20 protein-coding genes are annotated in these 22,827 nt (G+C 49.3%); 11 read left to right on the top strand and 9 right to left on the bottom strand.

Annotated features, from left to right (window positions below):
* Nucleotides 1–29 precede the first annotated feature (29 nt).
* From H8L47_RS26455 to H8L47_RS26420, 8 genes are all read left to right on the top strand, one after another.
* Entirely contained in the window at nt 30–1,247 is a 1,218-nt protein-coding gene (locus H8L47_RS26455) for a flagellar hook protein FlgE (RefSeq protein ID WP_186956830.1), read from the top strand.
* Nucleotides 1,248–1,249: 2 nt separating this feature from the next.
* Entirely contained in the window at nt 1,250–2,119 is an 870-nt protein-coding gene (locus H8L47_RS30355) for a FliM/FliN family flagellar motor switch protein (RefSeq protein ID WP_186956829.1), read from the top strand.
* A 94-nt stretch (nt 2,120–2,213) separates the two neighbouring features.
* Complete coding sequence (locus H8L47_RS26445; RefSeq protein ID WP_186956828.1) at nt 2,214–2,597, top strand: FliM/FliN family flagellar motor switch protein; 384 nt, start codon at nt 2,214–2,216, stop codon at nt 2,595–2,597.
* Between the two features lie 21 nt (nt 2,598–2,618).
* A complete protein-coding gene (locus H8L47_RS26440; RefSeq protein ID WP_186956827.1) occupies nt 2,619–3,155 on the top strand; it encodes a FliO/MopB family protein in 537 nt (178 codons plus the stop codon).
* 1 nt (nt 3,156) lies between these two features.
* Nucleotides 3,157–4,083 carry a flagellar type III secretion system pore protein FliP gene (gene fliP, locus H8L47_RS26435; RefSeq protein WP_230413923.1) on the top strand — a complete coding sequence of 309 codons (927 nt, stop codon included), beginning with the start codon at nt 3,157–3,159 and terminating at the stop codon, nt 4,081–4,083.
* 13 nt (nt 4,084–4,096) lie between these two features.
* Nucleotides 4,097–4,882 (top strand): sigma-70 family RNA polymerase sigma factor, encoded by a 786-nt coding sequence (locus H8L47_RS26430; RefSeq protein WP_186956826.1) that lies wholly within the window; start codon nt 4,097–4,099, stop codon nt 4,880–4,882.
* A 179-nt stretch (nt 4,883–5,061) separates the two neighbouring features.
* Nucleotides 5,062–6,123, top strand: coding sequence for a tetratricopeptide repeat protein (locus H8L47_RS26425; RefSeq protein ID WP_186956825.1), 1,062 nt, complete (start codon nt 5,062–5,064; stop codon nt 6,121–6,123).
* A gap of 78 nt (nt 6,124–6,201) precedes the next feature.
* Nucleotides 6,202–6,606 carry a hypothetical protein gene (locus tag H8L47_RS26420; protein ID WP_186956824.1) on the top strand — a complete coding sequence of 135 codons (405 nt, stop codon included), beginning with the start codon at nt 6,202–6,204 and terminating at the stop codon, nt 6,604–6,606.
* Between the two features lie 41 nt (nt 6,607–6,647).
* Here H8L47_RS26420 and H8L47_RS26415 read toward each other — a convergent pair whose 3' ends face one another.
* The 9 genes from H8L47_RS26415 to H8L47_RS26375 all read right to left on the bottom strand — a co-directional run bounded on the left by H8L47_RS26415 (nt 6,648) and on the right by H8L47_RS26375 (nt 14,004).
* On the bottom strand, nt 6,648–7,280 hold the full coding sequence (locus H8L47_RS26415; protein WP_186956823.1) for a tetratricopeptide repeat protein: 633 nt from the start codon (nt 7,278–7,280) through the stop codon (nt 6,648–6,650).
* A gap of 216 nt (nt 7,281–7,496) precedes the next feature.
* Nucleotides 7,497–9,086 carry an IS66 family transposase gene (gene tnpC / locus H8L47_RS26410; protein ID WP_186956822.1) on the bottom strand — a complete coding sequence of 530 codons (1,590 nt, stop codon included), beginning with the start codon at nt 9,084–9,086 and terminating at the stop codon, nt 7,497–7,499.
* 43 nt (nt 9,087–9,129) lie between these two features.
* Nucleotides 9,130–9,471 carry an IS66 family insertion sequence element accessory protein TnpB gene (gene tnpB / locus H8L47_RS26405; protein ID WP_186956821.1) on the bottom strand — a complete coding sequence of 114 codons (342 nt, stop codon included), beginning with the start codon at nt 9,469–9,471 and terminating at the stop codon, nt 9,130–9,132.
* Nucleotides 9,471–9,800, bottom strand: coding sequence for an IS66 family insertion sequence element accessory protein TnpA (gene tnpA / locus H8L47_RS26400; RefSeq protein ID WP_186956820.1), 330 nt, complete (start codon nt 9,798–9,800; stop codon nt 9,471–9,473). Before tnpA ends, tnpB begins: the two co-directional genes overlap by 1 nt.
* 188 nt (nt 9,801–9,988) lie before the next feature.
* Nucleotides 9,989–10,255 carry a hypothetical protein gene (locus tag H8L47_RS26395; protein ID WP_186956852.1) on the bottom strand — a complete coding sequence of 89 codons (267 nt, stop codon included), beginning with the start codon at nt 10,253–10,255 and terminating at the stop codon, nt 9,989–9,991.
* A 344-nt stretch (nt 10,256–10,599) separates the two neighbouring features.
* A complete protein-coding gene (locus H8L47_RS26390) occupies nt 10,600–11,898 on the bottom strand; it encodes a type II toxin-antitoxin system HipA family toxin (protein WP_186956819.1) in 1,299 nt (432 codons plus the stop codon).
* Between the two features lie 456 nt (nt 11,899–12,354).
* The gene (locus H8L47_RS26385) at nt 12,355–12,867 is read right to left on the bottom strand and encodes a hypothetical protein (protein WP_186956818.1); all 513 of its coding nucleotides are present in this window, start codon (nt 12,865–12,867) and stop codon (nt 12,355–12,357) included.
* A 5-nt stretch (nt 12,868–12,872) separates the two neighbouring features.
* On the bottom strand, nt 12,873–13,607 hold the full coding sequence (locus H8L47_RS26380; RefSeq protein ID WP_186956817.1) for a P-loop NTPase family protein: 735 nt from the start codon (nt 13,605–13,607) through the stop codon (nt 12,873–12,875).
* Between the two features lie 22 nt (nt 13,608–13,629).
* Nucleotides 13,630–14,004 (bottom strand): hypothetical protein, encoded by a 375-nt coding sequence (locus H8L47_RS26375; protein ID WP_186956816.1) that lies wholly within the window; start codon nt 14,002–14,004, stop codon nt 13,630–13,632.
* A gap of 1,306 nt (nt 14,005–15,310) precedes the next feature.
* On the opposite strand from H8L47_RS26375, the gene H8L47_RS26370 reads away from it, so the two are divergent.
* From H8L47_RS26370 to H8L47_RS26360, 3 genes are all read left to right on the top strand, one after another.
* Entirely contained in the window at nt 15,311–16,630 is a 1,320-nt protein-coding gene (locus tag H8L47_RS26370; RefSeq protein WP_186956815.1) for an integrase domain-containing protein, read from the top strand.
* Between the two features lie 98 nt (nt 16,631–16,728).
* Nucleotides 16,729–21,222: an NACHT domain-containing protein gene (locus tag H8L47_RS26365; protein WP_186956814.1), complete on the top strand. Its 4,494-nt coding sequence runs from the start codon at nt 16,729–16,731 to the stop codon at nt 21,220–21,222.
* Nucleotides 21,219–22,652, top strand: a complete 1,434-nt coding sequence (locus H8L47_RS26360; protein ID WP_186956813.1) for a hypothetical protein — start codon at nt 21,219–21,221, stop codon at nt 22,650–22,652. Before H8L47_RS26365 ends, H8L47_RS26360 begins: the two co-directional genes overlap by 4 nt.
* Nucleotides 22,653–22,827: the final 175 nt, after the last annotated feature.

The raw sequence follows: 22,827 nt of genomic DNA, 5'->3' as shown, positions 1-22,827 counted from the left end.
AAAAAATTTGAAATTAAAGAAGGAAAATAATGCTTGATTCTATCTACATTGGTATGAGTGGTTTGCAAGGTTACTCACGTGGCCTTAAGATCATTGCAAATAATACTGCCAATATCAATACCCCTGGTTTTAAAAGCTCCAGTTTGCAGTTTGGTGACATGTTCTATGCCAATGGTGACCAAAGCGGCACTTCAAAAGGTACCTTTGGGTCTAGCGGCCATGGTCTGATGACTAGTGGAACCACGCTGAACTTCAAGCAAGGTGAGCTCAGGCAAACAGGTAATGCATTAGATCTTGCGGTAGATGGCGCAGGCATGTTTACCCTTAAAGATGCCAATGGCAAGTTGCATTACACACGTGCTGGTCAGTTTGAATTTAATTCCAGCGGCGTACTGGTCAACCGCCTTGACGGCAGCAAAGTCATGGGCCGTGATACCAGCGGTGCACTGGCGGAAATTACCGTCAACGGCACGCGTGCATCCAATTCCAAGGCAAGCACAACGGTTACCTTTAAAGGTAATGTGGATTACAGCAGCACAACGGTCACTGTCAATTCCGTCAAGGTCATTGATAGCGCTGGTGGCGAACATAACCTGACAACCAAGTTAACAAAGACGAGTACGGATAACTGGTCGGTTGATGTCTCAGAGAATGGTGTTTCAGTTGGCACAGGAAATATCGTATTTTTGAATGGTAAAACCGTACTGGCGAGTTCAAAGGTAGTCATTAACTTTGCGCCAGCAGGAATGACCAGCACGGCATTGACGTTGGACTTTAGTACCGATGTAAGCTCATTTGCAGCTAATACACCCAATCCTACCAATCCTACCAATCCGACCAACTCTAATCTGACACCCTTGGCATTCAATACGCAGGATGGTTTTTCTGCTGGTAGTCTGACAGGTGCCAGTTTTGATGCGAACGGTGTATTGGTCATGACTTATTCAAATGGCCAGACCAGCAAGGGCAATCGCCTTGCCTTGGGTCGTTTCGATACCACGGATGCTGTCCAGGCAGTGGGTGGCAATCAGTTCGACTCGACGGATCCAACAGCCTGGCATTCTGGCAGCGCTGGTGAAAATGGATTTGGCAGCGTCAAATCAGGCATGGTGGAAATTTCAAATGTCGATCTTTCACAAGAGTTCAGCGACCTCGTGATTATGCAGCGCGGCTATCAGGCTTCGTCTCAAATCATTACGACCGCAAATGAAATGCTGCAAGAACTGTTTGCAATGAAGGGTAAATAGTAGTGTCTGAAGTAAATGCCAAGCCCCAAATTTTGAGCTCAGGCGCAGTGCACAAGATGCGCTGGTGGGTTGCCGCACAGTTGGATTTGATAAGCAAAAAAATTGATATGGTCAACGCTGACTGGAGCAAGGATTGGCTGGCGACTGGTGAAAGCCATTCAGTTCTGGCCAGCCTCGCCTCAGCATCAACAAAGAAACAGGAGACGTCAGCAGGCTGGCGTCAGGTTTCAGGAGAGGGTGCGCAAGTATTCTGGATGCAAACTCCTCCAAGGCATCTTGAGCACCTCCAAGATGCCTTGTTTTCTGCAAGCGAATCAGCGCCTGTCTCATCCAAATCCAGAGGAGCTACTGGCAAACATGTAGCAAGCCTGGCCTGGGAAGAATACTTGAGCAAGTTGACTGAATTGCTGTCACGTGCAAAAGCAGAAATGACCGCCGGTACGCCACCACAAAATTTGTACAAGTCTTGGTCTGGCGCTGTGCAACTGGAGATTCAGTGGTGCGGCGTGAAAATGGTGCTGGTATTGAATCAGGCTTGTGTTGAGCAATTGCTGGGAACAGATGGTTTGGCAGAGGATGAAAACAAGCGCAAGTTGACACGTAAAGTGCCATCAAGCAAGTTGCAGTCGATTGTACAAGCTGTTCAGGATAAAAAAATACGTATTCGTGTCGAACTTAGCCCGTGCGACATTGAACTCGGTAATTTGCAACATATTCAAGTTGGTGACGTAATCCCCCTACCACATGGATTGGAGCAACCTTTACAAGTCAGATTCGCCAATGGCGATGCGCTATGCCTGGCATTTTTAGGTAGAAGATCGAATAAAAAAGCAATAGAAGTATTAGCACCATCTTCTGCAACAAAAACCTGATAGGGGCAGTTTTCGATAACTGTGCAAATGGTTGTTGTTATCACCTCCCCAACTTGATTTTGCACTTCTGCAGTATTTATGAAATGAATGAAATATGAACCAACATCCTGAAAAATCTGCATCCACTTCCGGAGCGCAAGTTACTGCGCAAGACGCAGTCGAGATTCAAATGATCAAATTGCCTGAGCTTGATACACAAGACCATACCGCAAACAATAAGTCAGCTCCGGTGATGACGACGATCAATCCATTACACGCAGTAAAGGCCAAGTTACAGGTCTACGTAGGTGAGGTTGAAATGACTGTTGGTGAATTATTAGGTTTAAAGCAGCATCAGATCGTGACGCTGGGCACAGATGTCGATCAGGAGATAGATCTGGTTCTTGAAGGCCACACTGTGGCCAGAGGCCATCTGGTCGCAGTTGATGGGCAATTCGCAATTCAGATTTCTGAATTACCTGTTCCTTTGAAGACCTGATGTCAGTGCTGGGCCATTATTGTGAATTCATTGTTGAAGTTCTTTGGTCAGGCTGGCTGCCTGTGTTTTCTTAGCCTACTGATGCTGTCTGCAAGTGCACAGCCACAGACCACTCTCAATGCAAGTGCGTCTGCTGCGCAATCTGCGACGGCGTCGCCTGCATCACCGATGCAGCTTTCGGCGAATATCCCAGTGATTCGTGATAATGGCAAGGGAAAAACAGATGATGTTTCACCTGCCTGGCTGATCACCGTCCTTGCGCTGCTCCTCGCTTTCGCCTACGTCATCATCAAGTTTAAATCTGGTGCATTTAATTTGCGTGGACAGCTTTCAGGGCTGGATAAAAAAAGCGGTAATTCAGAATTGAAAATCAAAAAGCAAATCATGTTAACTGCCAAAACCAGCATCCACCTGCTTAGCTGGAATGGTGATGAATTGCTGATAGCCTGTTCAGATAATCAGGTAACGGTACTCGATAAAAAGAAAATGGATTTGTCTGCAGTATCCGATGTTGAAGCAAGTGCTCAAAATTTGCCCAAACAAAATGAACGGACATAATATGAACAACATGTCCTTTTATCGTTCATTGATTTGCTGCTGCCTGCAATTGTTTTTCTGGTGCAGTTTAATATCCCCGGTGCAAGCGCGGGATGCGGCTTTAGAAGCCATTGTTACTCAAAGTGCGCCAGAAACAGTGGCGCCAGCTGCAGAGCAAAACAAAGAAGAAATCAAGGAAAAAACCGAGGCTTTGCCGGCGGTGAAGCCTCCTTCCACCAGCGCTGTAAAGACAATCACAACTATTCCCTCGCCTGAAGAATCGCTGTCCAACAAGTTAAAACCGTCCATCATCGCTGCTGGCGACACTAACCAGGCACTGCGTGTTATTTTGGGTTTGACGGTACTGGCAGTGTTGCCCGCGATTCTGGTTTCCATGACGGCTTTTTTACGCATCATTATCGTGTTATCGATGTTGCGGCATGCGATTGGTATGCAGGAAACACCGCCTAATTCTGCCATGATAGGCCTGGCTTTATTCATGACATTATTTACCATGGCACCAACCATGCAGACGATCAATGACCAGGCTTTTCAGCCCTTCATGTCAGGCAAGATAAATGCCGAAGTGGCTTATGAAAAAACGAGTATACCCATGCGCGAATTCATGGTCAGGCAGACGCGTGAACAGGATTTAGCATTGATGGTGGAGTTGTCGAAATCCAAGCCACCCGAAACCATGGACGACATTAGCAATTTGCAATTGATACCAGCATTCATGCTCTCAGAGCTGCGCGCTGCTTTTCAAATTGGTTTTGTTATTTTCTTGCCCTTTTTATTAATAGATCTGGTGGTTTCAAGCATCCTGATGGCCTTGGGTATGATGATGATGCCTCCGATCTCCATCGCCTTACCGTTGAAAATATTAATGTTTGTATTAATAGATGGATGGAGCCTGGTATTAAAGGCATTGGTTGGTTCTTTCCATTAATATTCCATTCGCGATGGCAGGCAATGCTACATTGGATGTACAAGCGCAAAGAGCGGGCTCTGAGGACTCCGAAGCTGCGTTATGGGCTCAATGGAAAACAAGCGCTGACTTCGCGGCCCGGGAGCAACTCATTGACATTTATATGCCCTATGCCAAGACTGTTGCTGCTTCGATGTACGTCAAACGTTATGGAAATCATGTCGAGTTTGTCGAATATCATCAAATTGCTTTGGTCGGTATGCTGGATGCAATGGATAGGTTTAATCCTGAGACTAGCACAAAATTTACCAGCTTTGCCGGGCCAAGGATGCGCGGAGCCATCCTTAATAGCATGGAGGTACACTCTGAGAAGCATCAACAAATAAGCGTACGCAAGCGTCTCAATGCACAAAGGATGGAAGCCAGTAAAGAAATAGCATTGCAGGATGAAAGTGGTACTCAGGATGATGGAGCGCAGATTTTCCGTCGCCTGGCAGAGGTGGGTTTAGGGTTGGCACTCTCCTGGCTGCTGGACGATAGCGGTATGGTGAACAATGAAAATCCAACATTTGTTGTGCAGCCGGTTTATGAAGGCCTGGAACTAAAGCAATTGCAAGGGCAAATACGCGCTCTTGTAGAGCAGTTGACGAGACAAGAACAAAAAGTGGTGCGATACCATTATCTGCAACACACGCCGTTTGAAGAAATAGCAGAAATAATGAACTTAAGTAGAGGAAGAATTTCTCAGATTCACCTGTCTGCCTTAAAAAACCTGAGACGGCTTTTGGCCGTACAGCGGGATTGTGACTTGGCCTGTTGAAGAATCAAAACAAATTGAGATAAACAAGCTTCCTCCAAAGTAGAAAGAGAAAGAGATATATGATGACCAATAAAGTGGCTGGGCAAGAGGAAACCTTGATTGCTCCTAACGCGCCTTCTGTTGTACAAACAGCACGGCAACAAGAATTGAGTGCCAGAGTCGCACGCCTGGAGTCCTATTTGAATAGTGATCCTGACAATAATGTCTTGTTGATAGACGCCTTTGAGACTGCTTTGCAGGCTGGCTTGTTTTCAAAAGCCGAACAATTCCTCACCATCGCACAATCCCGACAAGCAGACCTGGCTGCATGGCAATTCCGTGCCAGTAATCTATATCTTGCTCAAGGGCGCTTACAGGACGCTCAGGCGATACTGCTAAGTTTGGAAGAGCGGCAGGGCGCGCATCCGGCAATTGTCCATAATCTTGCTTATATATGTTTTCAGCAAAATGACTTCGCAGGAGCTTTAGCAATACTGGACAAGGTGCTTTTCCAGGAAGCTGGAAGTGTTATAGAAAATATTGGACAGCTTCAGGTATTGTGGCTCAGGTGCATGCATAGATCGCTCAGGTTGGAGGATGCATTTAATTATGCCTTGCAACAACAAGGGTTAAATCGTCTCGAAGATCAGGCTGCAGGCATTGCCAGCCTGGTTGCTGTTGATATGGGACAAATGGAATTGGCTGCCAGTTGGGCAAGGCAAGCACTCATTGCCGCCCCTGATCAGATCGAAGCACTGGTGGCAAATGCCACAGTGGCGTTGGCACAAAAAAATACAGATCTTTCACGACAGTGTTTAATGCGGGCGCTGGTAAAAAATTCTACTGATGGACGAATCTTGTCGTTGCTCGGCTTTACTGAAATGTACGACATGAAAATTGACCAGGCATTACCCTACTTGCAGAAAGCAGTTGTGTACATGCCTGAGCACATAGGCACACATTTAGGTTTGGGCTGGCTTTATTTTATACAAAGAGATTTGGCTGCTGCTAATGCAGAGTTTGAAACTGCGTTGGGCCTTGATCGCAACTTCAGCGAGAGTCACGGGGCTGTAGCAGTGATAGCAGCAATGCAAAACCAAGTAGAAAAAGCAGAGTTACACATAGAATTGGCATTGAGGCTTGATAGAACCAATTTTTCTGCTCCATATGCACGTGCAATTTTATCCGGCGAAGCGCATGATGTAGAAGCGGTAAAACGCTTGGCACAACGTTTGATGAAAAACCGCTTTGGCAGCAATTAATTCGGGTTCTTTTCTTACCCACATATTGAAGGAATCCAAGCAATTGAATTCAATCGGATAAATCTAATTGCGAATACAATGAAAATTGAAAGCACTAGCCAGTTGGCAAGTATTATCCGCAGTCAAATCGACTCCATGCGTAAAGCTGGCAAAGCAACGCATGTGAGCAACGTCAACTCAAAAAAAAATGCCGCGAATAATAAATCTCACAAAGGAAAAAAAGACTTGGGGAGTTTGATTGTTCAAAGGGTGGCAGGAATTTCGCTGGAAGATCCACACAGGCGCAGGAAGGCTTTTCGTGCTTTTTTAGAATCTGTGCTGTTGGATGAACTGGGAGACAGACTGATTGCCGACCCCCAGTTCTTTCGCATGGTGGAAGACATCCAGAACCAGATGCAAGCTGACACGGAACTTGCACCTGTCGTTGAACAAGCCATAGACTTGCTATTGGCTTCTTCTACACAAAATTCATCGGCAATGTAGTGCAAGTTCCAGAAGTAATCGATCTGGACATGGATGTAGGGTTAATGCAAAGGCCCTTGCTGCTGATAATTATTCAACAAGAAATGCGCACTGGTTTCTACCTCAGACTCGTGCTTATTTTCCTCTTCTGCTGGCGTGATTGTTGGCGTCGGCTCAGTTGAATTTGTCGCATCCAGCGCAAGTTTTTCCTGCAAGCTCTTGATTTCCCTAATCACCCGCTGAATATCCGTATTTAAGGGCGGGATATCGATGTTGCTTTGTATGCCACGCTCAAAATACCCCAGCGCCACCTCAAAATCGTCCTGCGCCATATGGGCAAAGCCCATTACAAACAACTTCAGAGCATGATCATCCGACAACGCTAGTAAGGGCTGCCAGGTCAGGAGAGCGATTGCCACTCTGGCTGATGTAAACTGCAACAAACCCATCTGAAAGCGCGCCAAATGAAACTCCGGTGCGAGCATCAAGGCATTTGCATAAGCGGCTTCGCTTTCTGCTACGTAACCGAGCGTAATGTATTCCGCCGCTAACAAGCTATAAGTAGTCGCTGATTGCGGATTGATAGCCAATGCCTGCTGAAACAGTGCAATAGCTGCTGGGCCATCATTGGTCTGACTGACACGCAAAGCCTCTTGCAAGGTCTCATCAAAGTTGGCGGTAGTGGTGGTGTTCATCGAGTAAAGTCCTGGTAATTTTGCTGCGAATACGCAAACGCGGTGCCATTCTAGCCAAAAAGTAAGCTTGCATGCGGATTTAAGTGAACTCTCCCTGAACTCAATCCAGAAGAACGTCTTAACGCAGACCTTAAGCAGGTTATTCGAAGCAAGGTTCCGGTGAGCACAAAAGAAAAATTACGGTAAGCGTCCAGCCGCCCCACCTATAAAAAGAAGTTATAGCTGTGTAGAGTTCGGAAATGGCAGCAGCGAATCGATCTGGTTGTTAGGGCACGTCGGGAGACGTTCTAGGACGCTGGTCAGCCATTGCATCGGATCAAGGCCATTGAGCCTGGCGGTGCCCAGCAAGGTCTGGATGGCGGCAGCACGGCGGCCGGCGCGTTCTGAGCCGGCGAACAGCCAGTTCTTCTTGCCTATGGCAATCGGACGTATCGCGTTTTCGACCGCATTGTTATCGATCGGCAGCGTGCCCGAATCGATATAGCGCACCAGCGCCGGCCAGCGTTTGAGTGCGTGCTCAATGGCCTTGCCCGTGCCGCTGCCTGGTGCGACAGCTTGTTGCATCGTCAGCAGCCAGGCATGCAGTTCAACCAGTACCGGCCTGGCTTGCGCTTGCCGTAGTTGCAGGCGCGCTTCGGCCGTCTCGCTCGCAGCCTGTTGCTCAATGGCGTACAGTGTTGCGATGCGGCATAGTGCCTCGGCCGCCACCGGGCTGCCGTTGGCCGCATGTAGCTCGAAGAACCTGCGCCGCACATGGGCCAGGCAAGCCAGTTCGGTCACGCCATCGGCGAACAGTGCCTTGTAGCCGGCATAGTCATCCACCATAAGATGGCCGCGCCAAGTACCGAGGAAGGCGCGTGCGTGAGCACCGGCACGGCCGCTCTGGTAGTCAAACACGATAATGGGTGGCCCCTGGTCCAGATGGTTGGAGCGATAGGCCCACAAATAGGCGTGTTTGGTCTTGCCCTGGCCGGGATCAAGCTGGCGTACCGGGGTCTCGTCGGCGTGCAGGCAAGGCCGTTGCCGCAGCAGTTTGGCCAAGCGCTCGCTTAAGGGCTGCAAAGCCACGCCGAGCTTACCTATCCATTCTGCCAACGTAGAACGCGCCAGCGGCACCCCTTGGCGGGCAGCGATCTGTTCCGGCCGGTACAGGGGCAAATGATCGGCAAACTTGCTGACCGCAACCCAGGCCAACAAACCGGGAGCGGCGAGGCCACCATCGATCACCGCTGGCGGGATCGCCGCAGCGGTGACCGTGTCGCAGCCACGGCAGGCATATTGAGGACGAATATGGCGATGCACAAAGAAGCGTGCTGGTTCGACATCGAGTTGTTCGCTGACGTCTTCGCCGATCTTGACCAGGTCGCGCCCGCAGGCTGCACATTGGCAAGAGCTTGGTTCATGGCGGTACTCAATGCGCGGCAGTTCGCTGGGCAGCGGCTGGCGACCGGCACGGCTGCGCGGCTTGGCCGGACGTGGCGCTTGTAGCGCCTCCAGTTCGGCCTCCATCGCCGCCAGGTCCGTATCGATGGTTTCGTTGAACATATCCAGTTGCTCGCCGCTGTAGGCTTCGCCGGCCTTGCCGAAACGGATGCGCTTGTGATGCGCCAGTTCCAGCGTCAGTGCCTTGATCTTGATGTCCTTGGCGTGCCCAGCGGCACTCAACGCATCCTGCTGTCTCTGCAGGACGTGTAGTTGGGCATCCTTCGCAGCGATCAGCTCGTCCTTCTGGGCCAGCATGGCCTGCAACTGCGCAAGGAGCGCAGGGTCGGCGTTGGTATGGGCGAGTTGTTCGAGCAGATCCATGGCGCCATGTTAACAGAATCGCGTCGAAGTTAACAGGGACTTGCTACAGTGCCCAGGCTGCCGGAGCCGGTGCCGACAAGCGCTGCCAATCGACGCCGGCCACCAGCCACTGCCATTGCTCGGCGGTCAATTGCCAACTGAGCTCGCCAGGCTTGGGCCAGACGAATTGACCACGGTGCAGGCGGCGCACGCACATCCACACGCCGTTGCCATCCCAGCACACCACTTTGAGGCGTGTGTGGCGCCGGTTGCTGAATACGTAGGCAGTACCGTCGCAAGGCGCACGCCCCAGGGCTTGCTGGACGTAGGTTGACAGGCGGTCGATCCCGGCGCGGATGTCGACCTGCTGCACAGCCAGCCAGATGGCATCTGCCTGCCATTGCATCACAGGCCACGCAGCAGGTCGGACAGCCAGTCCGCCTTGACCTCGGGTGGCAGACGCAGTTCCCAGCCTTGCGGGCTGCGCAACACCAGTCCCATGGAACCAGACCCAGCAGGCGTCACTTGCAAGGGTAATAGCTGAATGCCGGGCTGCTGCGATTGGGATGGCTTATTCTCAACGGACTGTTCGGCGATGAGTGCGCGCCGCCAATAGTCGAAGGTGGCGAACTTGAGGCCTGCACTTACGCAAAAGGCGCGCTGGCTCAGTGCACTCTGCTGCCATTGGGCGATGTGTAGCTGCCACTGCTGCCGCTTGGTTTGATCTCGTTTCATGTCGCTCCTCTTTACTTGTGATGGGAGCGTGAGTCTGGATGAGGTCATCGTTCAATGCTAGGTGGGGCGGCTGGACGCTTACAAATTACGCGCAGCCACTGAGAGTCATATGAGCGACATTGCGAGCAAACCGGAACGTGTAAAAACCTACTTTCAGGGGTTCCACGCCGGAACCGCCGAAAATTCCGTCACCCCAAATCCAGTCCGGCTAGAAGCACGTCCAGGTCGATCATTTTGCCGCCGCTGTTGAATGTGTAGTGCCCATTCAGCAGGATGTGCTGCCAGGCCGCCGACGATATCTTGGTGATCAGCTCCACGGCCTTTGTATTGCCACTCGCCTCGCGAACCGGAAGTAGAGCCACACGACATGACTGATGATTTCTGCCGGGTAGCGGAAGCCGCGGTAAAGTAGGGATTTTTTCATCTCTGCTTAGTACGAGTTGTTTGACATACATTTCTGCATTCCCGGCTTTGGCTCAGAAGAAATAGCTGGACCATGGAATTAGCATATCCCACGCTTTTGATTTCGCAAATTTCTGATTCAGAACGATGGATCAATATATGCATGGAAGGGAATGCCAGCAAAACCTTTCTGAAGCGGGCAGTCAGTATCGAACTTGGAGCAAAGGTTTTGCTGCCTTAGTGGTGTCACTAAACAATTCACAATACCAATGGATTTGCCACTTTTTGATAAGTTGGTGTTTCAATGGCTTTTGAGTGTGTGCCCCAAAGCAGAAATGCTGGACCTGGGTTCTTTAAGGCTTGTATAAATAGCTCGGCGGGGTATGCCCATGTGTTGCTATCCACCTACCGCTTTTGTTTTTCGACGCAAGTAATTTTTCATCACGGGCCTGCCAGCAAAGAACGTTTTAAGAGTAACTTTTTGATTCTCTTGGATTTCACTCGTATCGATCAGTGCATTCCAGTCTTTTGCAGCAGCCACGCAAACTTTCTTTATCTCATTTCTCAGTTTGACTTCCGGCATGCTGACAGCGTTCGCAAATGCTCGTATTGCCGTTGGCTCCAGAATTTGCTTTTTCTTCTGGCCATGGGCAAATGGCAGGGCGTGGCCGCTCCCGTTTATGTAGACACTGTATGCCACGATATCGTAGGCAGGCGATAGGAGTACTTTCCCATCCGGCATATGTAGAACGCCAATGTTCTTGAGATGAAAATCGTAATTACCTAGAAGCTCACTAACCGCAATTCTCCTGACTAATTCCAAAACTGCCTGCTCGCCGAGTCCCTCTACCCTTAGCATTACATTCGCAATATCGGCATAGCTTCCCCCACTGTATTTATTTGAAGGATCGACGTTTAAGATTTGAGCGAAGTCTTCGGCATGTAGGCGGCCAGGCTGATCCCGATCAAATCGTTTCACAGCCAAAAAATTATTTGATTTTCCGATTACATAGTTGTGTTCTGCAAGTATCAGATCAAGACTAACCAGGTCAGTTTCACATACTGTTACTCCAGCTGCTGCAGCAAGCCGAAGGGACAAATGTTCTACTTCAGGAAGGAGGTCATACTGTGTGGTTGGAAGCTTACCTATGATGTGTGCACCTTCATGGCGCTGCCTCGCAACGTATCGTCCTCCTTCTAGTACCAGGGCAAGTTTTGGTTGCATCCCGGAGATTGAAACTCCATCTTCCAAAGGATCTTCGACGACGCTTTCTTCTAGCGCATCTTGCTGTTGGGTGACGAATCTCGCCGTAAACCTCCTATCCAACGACGAAGGACGCGCATATACATTGCCTGGCAAGTCTCCTCCGCAAGCTGCAAGTAACTCGAAGTAGTCGTCTTCAGAACATTTGCGTAATTCTGCAATATGCTTTCTGAGAACACCCTCAGGTAGCAAGTTTTGGAAGAAATTCGGGAGTCTCCCGCCACCACTCGAATTCAGTTCAGGACTAGTTGGATTCAATAGAAGGGCCGCATCCTGGGCCGGATCTTCGGCTCTAAGGGACAATGATATTTGTGGGCGATCGGGGTCGTTGGCATATTCATAGTCCACGCTAAAACGGACTATGTCACCATACCGGAAGAGGACACCTGCCTTCGTGTCACCAATAAATATATCCAGTGCGCTGAAATTCATTGCTTGTTCTCTTTTCGGTTGAGGGCAGAACTTACAAGTGTCCTAACAGGATGAGGCATTTTCGAAACGTCTGGAGACAGTCCTCCTAGAAGAGAGCTGGCCAGTGCCTTAGGGACTAGAATCAATTCGAGGTCAAGTTCATCTGCCACGGCCATCAAGGTCGTAAGTTTGGAGTCTTTCTTGGCTGACAACAGGCCTCGGATTGTAGGTGACGTTAGGCCAGTATTCTCCATAATTGTTTTTTGGGAAACCTTATGGAGTTCCTGGCTATTTTTTAGGAATATTGCAATATCGGCAAGCGTTTTCATATGAGTGAAATTAAACTATCTATTTGGTATCTAATGATAGTTTAGTTTCATTAAAATGCAAGAGCCGAATGACAATAATAGAAACTATTGTATCTCTTTTGATGTCTAGAGATACTATAGTTTCTATTTAACTGGAAAACTTGTGATATCAGAAAGAACGAGGCAGCTTGCTTTCTGGGTGATTGGGATGAGCAGGAGGGATAGTTCGCAATTCGGCACCCAAAAAGAAACCAGCGAGGAACGTAAAAATAGAGAAAAAAGCTGCTACGGCTAAATACACCTTTAGCTTCTTAGTATTTTGATTACGGTCGACTTCAAGAATGACTTCCGTTGCAACCTCGTAAAATTCTTTGCGAATTTTCGGAAGCTCGGCCTTTACTAAAGCTCGGACCATATCGCCAGATTGTCGTACAGCTAAATTCTGGGAATCGCGGAATATTTTGAGTTTGTCCTTTTCAAACTCGGATATTTTCTTTGCATCTCCCAATATCTCCGTGGCTGTAACCTTTAGTGCTGCGACCCCGTCAAGGTAACCTTGCCGAATCATCCTGGATTGGATGAGTGCAGCAACAACCACGGGATCGTCGAATTCGACTTTCTGCCCCGTTAATTCAAATATTTCGGTCGCTAGCGCTTCCATTTCTATTTTTGAAGCCGACATCGTCATTAAATGCCGATAGCTTCGAGCTGGTTAAATATTTCCTTTTTAATGGATAGAAGCCTATGTCGTGGCATCAAAGTGAAGAGGGGGGACTCCATCGCCTCCTTGAATGTAAGGCGATGAGAGATCATGATCTCCATATCGCGAGCTGCCGTATCCTGGTTGAGTTTGCGGAGTGTCACAACACCCAAAATTTTCTGATGAAACTGGTCGTACAGCTTCGATTCGACAAAGGGGCGGCCGTCTCTAACGACCTGGCCAAAATACTCATTTTGCCAAACCACCACTTTTGCCGGTTGTTTCCTTAGAACCGAGGTGAGCCCAGAGATGGTGTCTTCCATGGCTTGGCCACCAGTGAGAACCGAATGAATAATTACTTCCTTTCCCATTTCTTCTAGCATGGGAATTACTGCATTCTCCGCCATGTAGGAGGACAGTGGCAGAAATGAAGTGGAACCGTTGTCGACTACAGAGACTTTATCCGAGCAGGCTACCGCTTCGATAAGACGATCGAACATCCTTTTGTTTATATCGGCATTACCATCAAGAATCTCTGCCTGGACCACGTCAAAAAATTTGTATCCGGCGAATGTTGCGTTCACCGGATCGGTATCAATACAAAGTACATCACCAGGTAGACGAACCTCGGCGTCATCAATCAGTTTCTGAGCGATGAGCGCCGCTATCAACGATTTGCCAACTCCACCTTTACCTTGCAGCACCATATGAATTTGATTCATGCCTTTACTTCCTCTTTAATTTTCACCAAACCTCATCGGCAATTAACTTGCCGTCCTTCTGATGAGCATAAGGTCTGGTCTCTTCGTGTTGCGCATCGATTACTTCCGAATTTGGCAAAGAAATCGACGACGCGACCGGCAAGTTGTTTACCGGTGAGGCTTTACCGGAAATTCCGTTCATGCTTGAGACCGCCTTTCTCTTCCTCCGAATGCGACCAAGCATAGAGGTCAGTTCCTGAGACGTAATCTGCATCCCTTCGTTTGTGAGCTTTGTAGCGATATCTTGGTAGCTAATGCCCTCCTTCTTCAAACATGTGATGCGGTCGAACAATTCTTCAATGCGAGATACTTTGGTCCGACTGCTTTCTGGGAAAGATGTGAGGTCTGGAATTTTCATCAGGATTAATTCCTTTTTGGCGTTTTCTAAAAATCGATTTGGCTTGCCTACTAAATTGTCGCGAGTAGTACTACTTCGCCTTCACAAATTCTATGTCGTGGAATGTCGTAATTTGTCGTAAAACGTCGTGAAAAGTCGTAAAGTGTCGTGGAATGTCGTAAAGTGTCGTGGAATGTCGTGGAATGTCGTGGAATGTCGTGGAATGTCGTAAAGTGTCGTAAAGTGTCGTAAAGTGTCGTAAAGTGTCGTGGAATGTCGTAAAGTGTCGTGGAATGTCGTGGAATGTCGTGGAATGTCGTAAAGTGTCGTAAAGTGTCGTAAAGTGTCGTAAAGTGTCGTGGAATGTCGTAAAGTGTCGTGGAATGTCGTAAAACGTCGTATTTTGTCGTGGAATGTCGTAGCGATGTTTAATCAGGCTATATTGCAATACCCAATAAAACTTGCTGTTTTTTCGCGAATCGGACATGGGTAGAAATCATCAGGATTTTCTGCTGGAAGTACTTGCAAAAGTATGCGAAAAGCGGTCAAATAGTGTGGTCGGCAATCGGCACTGCAAAAATTAGCCAACAACTATTCAAAATGACTCCCCAATGCAACGCAATGGAGAGTCCATCGACTCAAAAGTTTACCTCGCCTGATTAGCAGGCATTAACTCCTGGGATCTTTCTTTCCCAACCTCAAAATAGATTTTTCCGAGCTGAATTGGTGAAACAATTCGCGCTTTTTTTTGCCACAGAAATTAAAATTCGACCAAACACAGAGTACATCTAGAGTACAACGCTGAAGCGGCTCTCCGCCGATTATCAAACACTGAAACACCACAGAAACACGAAATTATCTGCATCAAAATCGTACGCTGCAAATCACAAAAAGTCGCTGGTACTTTCTGCCAGACTCCAAACAGAAAACACTCAGGTATTTAAATAATTGCTGCTATGGGATTGCCCCCGGATGCTGGACAGAATGAGCGCTGAGCTCACCTACCAGTGTGTAACAGCGTCCAGCTATAGGCCGGAAAAAAAGAATACTGGTCCTCACGTGACCATGGCTACCCGCCAGCAAGATCAAGGGTAGAGACGTGACGCATGGAACACGATAAGTTCCCGGTCTTCTCAGAGTATTGGGGAAGCGACCGTAGGTAGTGATTCCTACGGGGTTTCGAAGTTCAGGCATTTGGCAGCTCGGAACCAATTCAGCGTATTTAAGGATGCCCGCCATGGCCGCCACAGAAGTGAAAACTCAGCACCTGGACAACTACCCGGGCGCGTAAGCAATAAGAACCACATTTCGAGAGATTGAGGAAAAATTGATAAAAGATAAATTGCTCGAAATAATTCACGCAAACGCTGGAACCCGCCAAAATGGCCGCGTTGCGTCCGAAAGAACTTTCACCGCGCGCAAAGAATCGTTGCAAGCCAGCTTCAAGCAACTTGCGGAACTGGGGTTCAAGCTACAAGAGCCAGCTAACCTCCAGGAAAAACATATAAAAGCATTAATGCATTATTGGATTTACAAGAAGCAGGCAAAGCCAAAAACAATAGAAGCAAGCTTATCCAACCTCCGCATATTTGCCACCTGGATAGGCAAAGCCAGTATGGTCAAAAGCAAGCTCACCTACGTGAGTAAAGAAGATGCTCATTTACTGCGCGTGGAAGCCGCGGCGCGCGCGCCCAAAAGCGCCACCGGCAACCGCGTGGACCTTCCACAGGTATTTGCACGCGCAGACGCCGTCAATCGCCGCCTGGGTCTTATACTGCGCATAGAAGTGGCATTCGGCCTGCGCAGAGAAGAAGCGCTGAAATGCAGGCCCCATGCGCAAGACTTCACCCAGTTCCTGCGTATTGATAAAGGCCATGGCAAAGGAGGCCGCGAGCGCCATGTCAATACACTGACGTCGGCGCAACGAGAAATCCTTGCCACCGTCAAAGCGGAAATACCAAAAGGTGAGGCCCTGGGCTGGCCACTTACACGCGATGGAAAATCTGCTGCAAACCTGAAACAAAACATTACCCGCTACAACAATTACATGCGCCAGATTGGCCTCACCAAAAAGGACCTGGGTATAACCGGCCACTCGTTGCGCGCGCAGTTTGCAGAAAATAACGCCCTGGTACACGGAATTATTCCCCCGTCCATGGGAGGCGCAAAAGGGCAGATGTCCAAGGACAGGCTACGTACAATACTCTTACGCCCGAGTGAAAACATGGGACACAACCGACCAAACGTCATGTCCGCGTACTACTGCAGCTTTGGCAAGCGCGTCTCCGTCGACGACGCCACGATCGCACTCACCATCATCGATAAGGCTCTTGTCCTCCTTGCCAAAGTCAACCTGCCAGAAGTACCAGAACACCTCAAAGACGACTGCCATAAGGTACGCGGTACTCTGGAAGAATGCGGGCTGGAAATTACCTTGCGCCAGACACATTACCTCTGGGTTCAATACAGCATGCGTAACGGTGCCGCCTGGGTACACCCAGAACATGAACTAGCGATATGCATGCAATCAGCCGCGATAGCCGTGGCGCAAAGCGACGCGTTTAATGAAATCAAGGGAAAAACAGACAAGCGCCCTATTCAACCTGGAGAAATCTCGGTCAGTCGGCAGGGTAACCTTACGTTGTAACGACATTGAGTAAGTGCAGCGCGTCGCGTAACTCGCTAAGTCATCCTGGTAAAACGAGTTCTGGATAATCCAAAGAAAATTACAAATTATTAACATTTATGAATTTGTCACTTGCAGTAGTGTTAACCATCGGGTTATTGTGTTATCTAACAGCCAATGTTGGCTTATGGCGCAATATCCCAAGTTTTTCGAAAGAGAAGCGTGGGTACTGGAGGACTAAAAGAGTGACTGCAATTTCCCTTGACCGCCGCTTCTGCGAATTAAGAAGAGATACAGACCCTGAAAGCATAGCTCTACTACGTACAGCCGCTGGGTTATCGGATGGTCTACTGACGTGGCCAGACCTTATCAAGAAACGTAGAGTCGTTATTCTTGCCGAAGCGGGAAGTGGTAAAACAACAGAGCTGGTTGAACAGACTCGCCAACAGACCATAGCGGGAAAATACGCATTCTATGCGACTGTGCAGGATGTCGCCGGAAGGGGCCTGGCAAAGGCGATTCGTACTCCAGATAGAGCCAGATACACGGCATGGCTAAGCAGCCAAGACCCAGCATGGTTTTTCATCGATTCTATTGACGAAGCCAAGCTGAATCGTTTTCGCCTTAACCACGCCCTACGTGAGATAGCAGACGGCATTCTGGGCGCAGAAGGGCGCACGCACATAGTTCTCTCAGGCAGGCATACCGATTGGGAGTTCAATCGGGACGCCACTACCCTCAATGAGGAACTTCCGCTGCCGGCAGACTTACCCACTACACCTGCTCCTACCCTAGAAAATCAGATTCGAAAAATTCTGCGTCACGAAAAGGAACCAGATCCCGTACCGGTTGAAACCCCCATCGTTGTTATGCTGGCTCACCTTGGCCCGGAACAGATACGGACCTATGCCACAGCCAGAAATGTTGCCATGCTTGATGAACTTCTTGCTGCTATACACAACGCCAATATCTGGAGTCTTGCCCGGCGCCCGCTCGACCTGGAATGGATTGTACGGTATTGGCTCAGCCATGGCCGCCTCGGCAGCTACACAGAAATGATCGAGACCAGCCTGGCAGAGCGAGTCCGGGAAACAGATACAGTGCGCACATATCAAGACTCCCTAGATTCCGTAAGCGCACTACACGGCCTGCAAAGAGTCGGCGCAGCACTCGTATTTGGGCGCCAAACGACCATCGCGATCCCAGACGAAGAATCAGCACCAGACAACCATTCGTTAACACATATAGAACAGATCCTGCCAGACTGGGAACCTCAGAAACTGAAGCATTTACTAAGTCGCCCTGCATTTGACCCAGCAACCTTTGGTCGCACCAGGTTGCATAACGACAATGAAGGTGAAGTCAGGGCATATCTTGCTGCGAAGTGGCTCCTACGCTTGCGCCAGGCCAATTTGCCACAAAGACAATTGTACGACCTGCTCTTTTCCGACACCCATGGCATACAAGTGATTAAACCATCCATGCAGCATACAGCGGCATGGCTAAGTTTATGGGACGTCAACGTCGCAAATGAGGTAATAAAGAGAGACCCTTTTCTCTTGGTCAATGCGGGAGACCCGGCCAGCCTGCCAGCGCCGATCAGGCGCGCGGTGCTCACTGCTGTCATTGAGCGAATCCGACTTAACCAGGAAATTCCACACCTTGACTTCGACAGCCTTAAAAGATTCGCACGGCCAGATATTGCGCAAAAGGTACGCACCATCTGGGAAGCAGATAAATCCAATGCTGAAATCCGCCCCTTTATCCTTCGACTGATAGCGCTTGGTAAGTTAACGGACTGCGCAGACATTGCGTTCGATGCGTCATTTGGAAAATATAATGATGAATATACGGCAATAATGGCTGGTTGGGCTTTATTGGAGACCGCTGCTCCAGACCAGAAAAAGGACTATGCGGCGTATGTCAAAATGAATGTCCAGTCCTTACCAGCTACGCTGGTATGGGACGCAATCGATAGACTGTTTCCAGATCCACTTGGTATCGATGACTTTGTTGCCATTCTTGCTGAAATTAAACTTGAAGGTAAACAAAGCAGTGGTTTCAATTTAAGCTGGAACGGTGCAGACCTGGCTGCCAGATTGTTAAACGCTCAGGACCAAACCAGGCTAATCAATGGCCTGTTAGGTCAGTTGGGGAATGAACCAAACGAGTACCCTTTCGATGACGATGCATCCAGAGATGCACAATATGCTCCAATGCTGTCAACAGCAGCCGCCCGGTTGCTCGCTTTGTCCTCGCCAGATCAAGCGCCTGCTGCCGCCATGAATGCAATTATCCGGGTTGGGGATTATCGTTTTGACCGATCACGTCACCGCATAGAGAAAAGCAAGGACGCAGTCGCACAGCTGCAGAGCACAAAGGAACGGAGGAGGGCAGTCTTTTGGGAGATTGTTACCCAGATAAAAAACCGCAATCCTGCCCCGGTACGACCACTGCACTATCTATATCAAATCATGCACCAAGGTTGGTGCCCAGAATTCCAATTGACTGACATAGAATGGCTGCTTAAGGACGCCGCAGGAGATGGTCCCACCGCAGATCGCATATTGGCGATCAATACCTCACTGTATGTCCAGGCCACTGCTGGAAAGAATGACGAAGCAATCCTGGCCAGCATCGAAGCTATCGCTGTTACTGATGGCGAATTACACGCGGCCTTTGTTGAATCGACGACTCCGCATCAAAAAAATGCCGAAGACATCAGGTTTGAACAGGAGCAAGCAGAATACCTGCATACCCATAAAGAAAAACAGTTAGCCGAAGAGCAGCACTGGATTGAATTTGTCATCAGCATACGTAATAGCCCGGAGCAGCTAAAGCAGCTTGCACCAATAATAGATAAAACTGTTGATTCCCGCATCTACTATCTTTGGGATTTGCTAAACAGAGCTACTTCAGGCCGCGGCGCCGGTACGGTAGAGAGTTTGGATGCCATCATCGGCATTATTGGAGAAAAAGCGGCAGAGGAATTTGCTCTTGCCCTTTCCTCTACCTGGAGGAATTGGATACCAACACTACGCAGTGCTCGCCAGCCCGACGAGAAGAATTTTGTCTCCGAGCTCGAGACAATGTGTATTTCGGGTATATTCATAGAGAGCACAACGCATCCAGATTGGCCCAGCACATTGAAGCGTGAAGAGGCGATACGCGCCGCCCAGTTTTCAACTCTTCATATTGGTAGCCTCCCAGAGTGGATTTCCGCTTTGGCAACAGCTTTTCCCCTAGAGGTTGAACCAGTACTATCAAAGGAGATAATTGGCGAACTCGATAGCCCGGTGCCGACCGTCCATTACCAAATACTGGAATATATCTACAGAGGGCCAGAGGTCCTTTCGCAACTGGTTTCACCGACATTATTGAATGAGTTGAAATCCAGGAGCACTCTGAACCACCTAGCGCTTCGGCCGATACTGCCGATACTGGTGCTTGGTTTAGCTGCTGGACAAAAGCCGGACCTGGTCGCGCTTGCCATCGACAGATTTCAAAAGGCAGCCGATCCAAAAGTCAGCGCTCAATACCTCCGCGCGGTGTATGCTATCGACGCTCAAAAAGCAACCGATGCCCTGGTTGCCCGGCTAGATGGCCTGAATGACGCCGATAAAACTCAACTTGCGATACAAGTCTTGCCCCAGATTTTTCGGACGCGGTGGCCACGATTTACCCGTCCTACTGCAGCACTAGATGTGATCACGAAAGAACGTCTTGTGCGCCTGGCATTTGGTACCGTTCGAATTGAGGATGACCATGACCGCGCCAATAAGGGAGTTTACTCGCCGGATGCACGTGATGAAGCTGAAGAGGCAAGGGGAATCCTGTTCAACAGCCTTGTGGATACACCTGGCGTTGAAGCATATGCTGCAATCATGCGCCTGGCTGAAATACCTGATTTTCCTATCAAGTCATCCCGCCTGGATGCCTTAGCACGCAGTCGTGCTGCCCAAGATGCGGAAACCAGTGCCTGGACACCTAACCACGCACTGCAATTAGAACAAAAATTCGAGGTCGCTCCAAAGACTGGCCCAGAATTACTCGATGTTGCGCTTGGTCGCCTTGCAGATCTGCAGCACGAACTGCTTCACGGCGACTTTCAGCAAGGCAAGACGTTGCAAATACTTCCCAACGAACCAATGGTACAGAACTGGTTAGCTGCCCAGTTCAGGCAAGCACAGGGGAAAGCCTATTCGGTTGAACGGGAGGCACATGTTGCTGGTGAAAAAGAACCAGACATACGCTTGCGGACAAAGGTAGATGATGGTTGTCTGTCTATCGAGATCAAAGTCGCTGAGAGCTGGACGCTGAAGAAACTTGAGGAAGCACTTAAAGTTCAGCTATGTGGTCAATATTTGAGAGCACAAAATGGCCGCTACGGCATTCTTTTACTTGTGCACCAAGTAGAACGTAAACAGGGATGGGAATTGCCAGACGGGACATTCATTGATTTCACCGCAGTTGTTACGCATCTCCAATCAATGGCTTTGGCCATCAGGGAAGCAGCTCCGGATGGACCACAACCGGAAATCTACGCTATCGATGTTTCCAGCTGTGTCGAACCGGTCCCGAAGATCACAACCAAAGCAACAGCTTCTAAATGATCAAACCCATCCCTATTCATATTGATCCAGCCGAAAATAGCGTGGCGTTTGGCGGCGGGCAAGTGCACAAATTCCGCAGGGCATGGGCCGCGACCATGTTGGCTCTCCTCGCCACACAGGCGATGGCCAACCAGGAGTTGGATGCGGCAACATTCAAATACGAGCTTCTCAAAAGGGGGTGGACAAAACCATTGTCACGAGCTCTACTGAGCAGACTCGTAGAAACCTTAAACGATGTGTTCAAGAAAACCCCAGATTGCCCCATTCGTCTGGAATCATTGCGCCCCACCGCAGGACCATGGCGACTGAAGATATTACGCAAGGCAAAGTTTTCTATTGAAGGATCTACCGGTAGCCATGACAGGGCTTCACCTGGTACCGAGAAAGTGAAATGGTCGTGGCCACTGCTCTTGACAGTCAGTGACACTGACATGCTTCGGCAATTACTGGTTATTTGCCGGGACGCTGATGAAAAAGCTATGCATGGTGGGTTCATTGACGCAATCGAACTCCTGCAGGAAGCCTACAAATACCCACTCAGCATCGATACTCGTACTATGCTCTTGGTGCGCGAAGCGCTATTCCACAAACGCATAGGGGAGTTCGACGATGCGCGCACCAAGGTAAAACAGGCAATCGCCGGCGCGGACATAGGTCTTCGCGATGGAGGCCTTTTGTCCTCTGCCAAATTCCTGCTAGACCGTATCGATTACGATGAGTCGCCAGCCGACGTGTTTCGGAGATTGGCTCAGTTTGGCCCAGAACCGGCGCCATTGTTCGCGGTTGACATACGGACAGCTCCTCATTGGCACAATTTAAGGGGACTTCTGGCACGGCGCGCGCTAATAGAAGCTAGCAAGAACGCAGCTACAGATCGAACACAAATTGAGGGCCTGCACCAAAGTGCCTTGCTTCACCTGGAAACTGCTATGTATTTCGCACTTGCTCTCAAGGACTTCGATCTGCTGCAAGCGATTGCAGCCAATCTAACCTTGCACCTGCAAAGCGTCATAGCGCTGGATTTGGCGGACGTGGAACAAGTGTATGCCTGGCATATACTGGTGATGAGCTATACCAACAAGCTGGACGTAGGCAAGGATAGCGCATGGGAATTAATTTTTCTTGGTGAGTTTTGGCTCGACAACCAAGAAGTGCTTAAAAAGCCGAGGAAAGGGGCTAAGAACGCCTTCATAGGCTATGCCTTGCCATCAGAAGAAGATTTTTACCTGGACTGCATTAAGCGACTCGACGAATGTGCCGATGCGCGTCAGGTCGGTATCGCCAGGCTTAATTACCTCAGATTCGCGCGTGATCATCTTAGTCCTGCAAAGCTAGCTGCGGCAGCCAAAGCATTAAATGTGCTCCTAGATAACACAGAAGGACTACGCGAGGTACTCATCTCCGAAGGGTATGGCCCGCACCTCCCGTAGCGCTGCGATAAAGCGGATAGCTCATCTCCAGATCAATCTGACATAAGTGATACAAGTGATACAAAAGTCACTGCTCCGGTGCTTTATATTTGAGGCGCTGGTTCCTGATCGCTGATCGCACGCTGTACGGCACGACCAATCCATGAAATTCGAGCTCGGCGCCAGCGCGCTGTCG

This window comes from Undibacterium umbellatum (assembly GCF_014284125.1).
Classification (GTDB): Bacteria; Pseudomonadota; Gammaproteobacteria; order Burkholderiales; family Burkholderiaceae_D; genus Undibacterium; species Undibacterium umbellatum.
This window is presented reverse-complemented; position numbering and strand designations above follow the sequence as displayed.

Coding starts and splice junctions, on each gene's coding strand:
- H8L47_RS26420 (WP_186956824.1), top strand. CDS start 6,202: ATGAAAATTGAAAGCACTAGCCAGTTGGCAAGTATTATCCGCAGTCAA.
- H8L47_RS26375 (WP_186956816.1), bottom strand. CDS start 14,004: ATGAAAATTCCAGACCTCACATCTTTCCCAGAAAGCAGTCGGACCAAA.
- fliP (WP_230413923.1), top strand. CDS start 3,157: ATGAACAACATGTCCTTTTATCGTTCATTGATTTGCTGCTGCCTGCAA.
- tnpB (WP_186956821.1), bottom strand. CDS start 9,471: ATGCAATGGCAGGCAGATGCCATCTGGCTGGCTGTGCAGCAGGTCGAC.
- H8L47_RS26380 (WP_186956817.1), bottom strand. CDS start 13,607: ATGAATCAAATTCATATGGTGCTGCAAGGTAAAGGTGGAGTTGGCAAA.
- H8L47_RS26430 (WP_186956826.1), top strand. CDS start 4,097: ATGGCAGGCAATGCTACATTGGATGTACAAGCGCAAAGAGCGGGCTCT.
- H8L47_RS26395 (WP_186956852.1), bottom strand. CDS start 10,255: ATGTATGTCAAACAACTCGTACTAAGCAGAGATGAAAAAATCCCTACT.
- tnpC (WP_186956822.1), bottom strand. CDS start 9,086: ATGGATCTGCTCGAACAACTCGCCCATACCAACGCCGACCCTGCGCTC.
- tnpA (WP_186956820.1), bottom strand. CDS start 9,800: ATGAAACGAGATCAAACCAAGCGGCAGCAGTGGCAGCTACACATCGCC.
- H8L47_RS26390 (WP_186956819.1), bottom strand. CDS start 11,898: ATGAATTTCAGCGCACTGGATATATTTATTGGTGACACGAAGGCAGGT.
- H8L47_RS26385 (WP_186956818.1), bottom strand. CDS start 12,867: ATGTCGGCTTCAAAAATAGAAATGGAAGCGCTAGCGACCGAAATATTT.
- H8L47_RS26455 (WP_186956830.1), top strand. CDS start 30: ATGCTTGATTCTATCTACATTGGTATGAGTGGTTTGCAAGGTTACTCA.
- H8L47_RS26445 (WP_186956828.1), top strand. CDS start 2,214: ATGAACCAACATCCTGAAAAATCTGCATCCACTTCCGGAGCGCAAGTT.
- H8L47_RS26365 (WP_186956814.1), top strand. CDS start 16,729: ATGAATTTGTCACTTGCAGTAGTGTTAACCATCGGGTTATTGTGTTAT.
- H8L47_RS26360 (WP_186956813.1), top strand. CDS start 21,219: ATGATCAAACCCATCCCTATTCATATTGATCCAGCCGAAAATAGCGTG.
- H8L47_RS26415 (WP_186956823.1), bottom strand. CDS start 7,280: ATGAACACCACCACTACCGCCAACTTTGATGAGACCTTGCAAGAGGCT.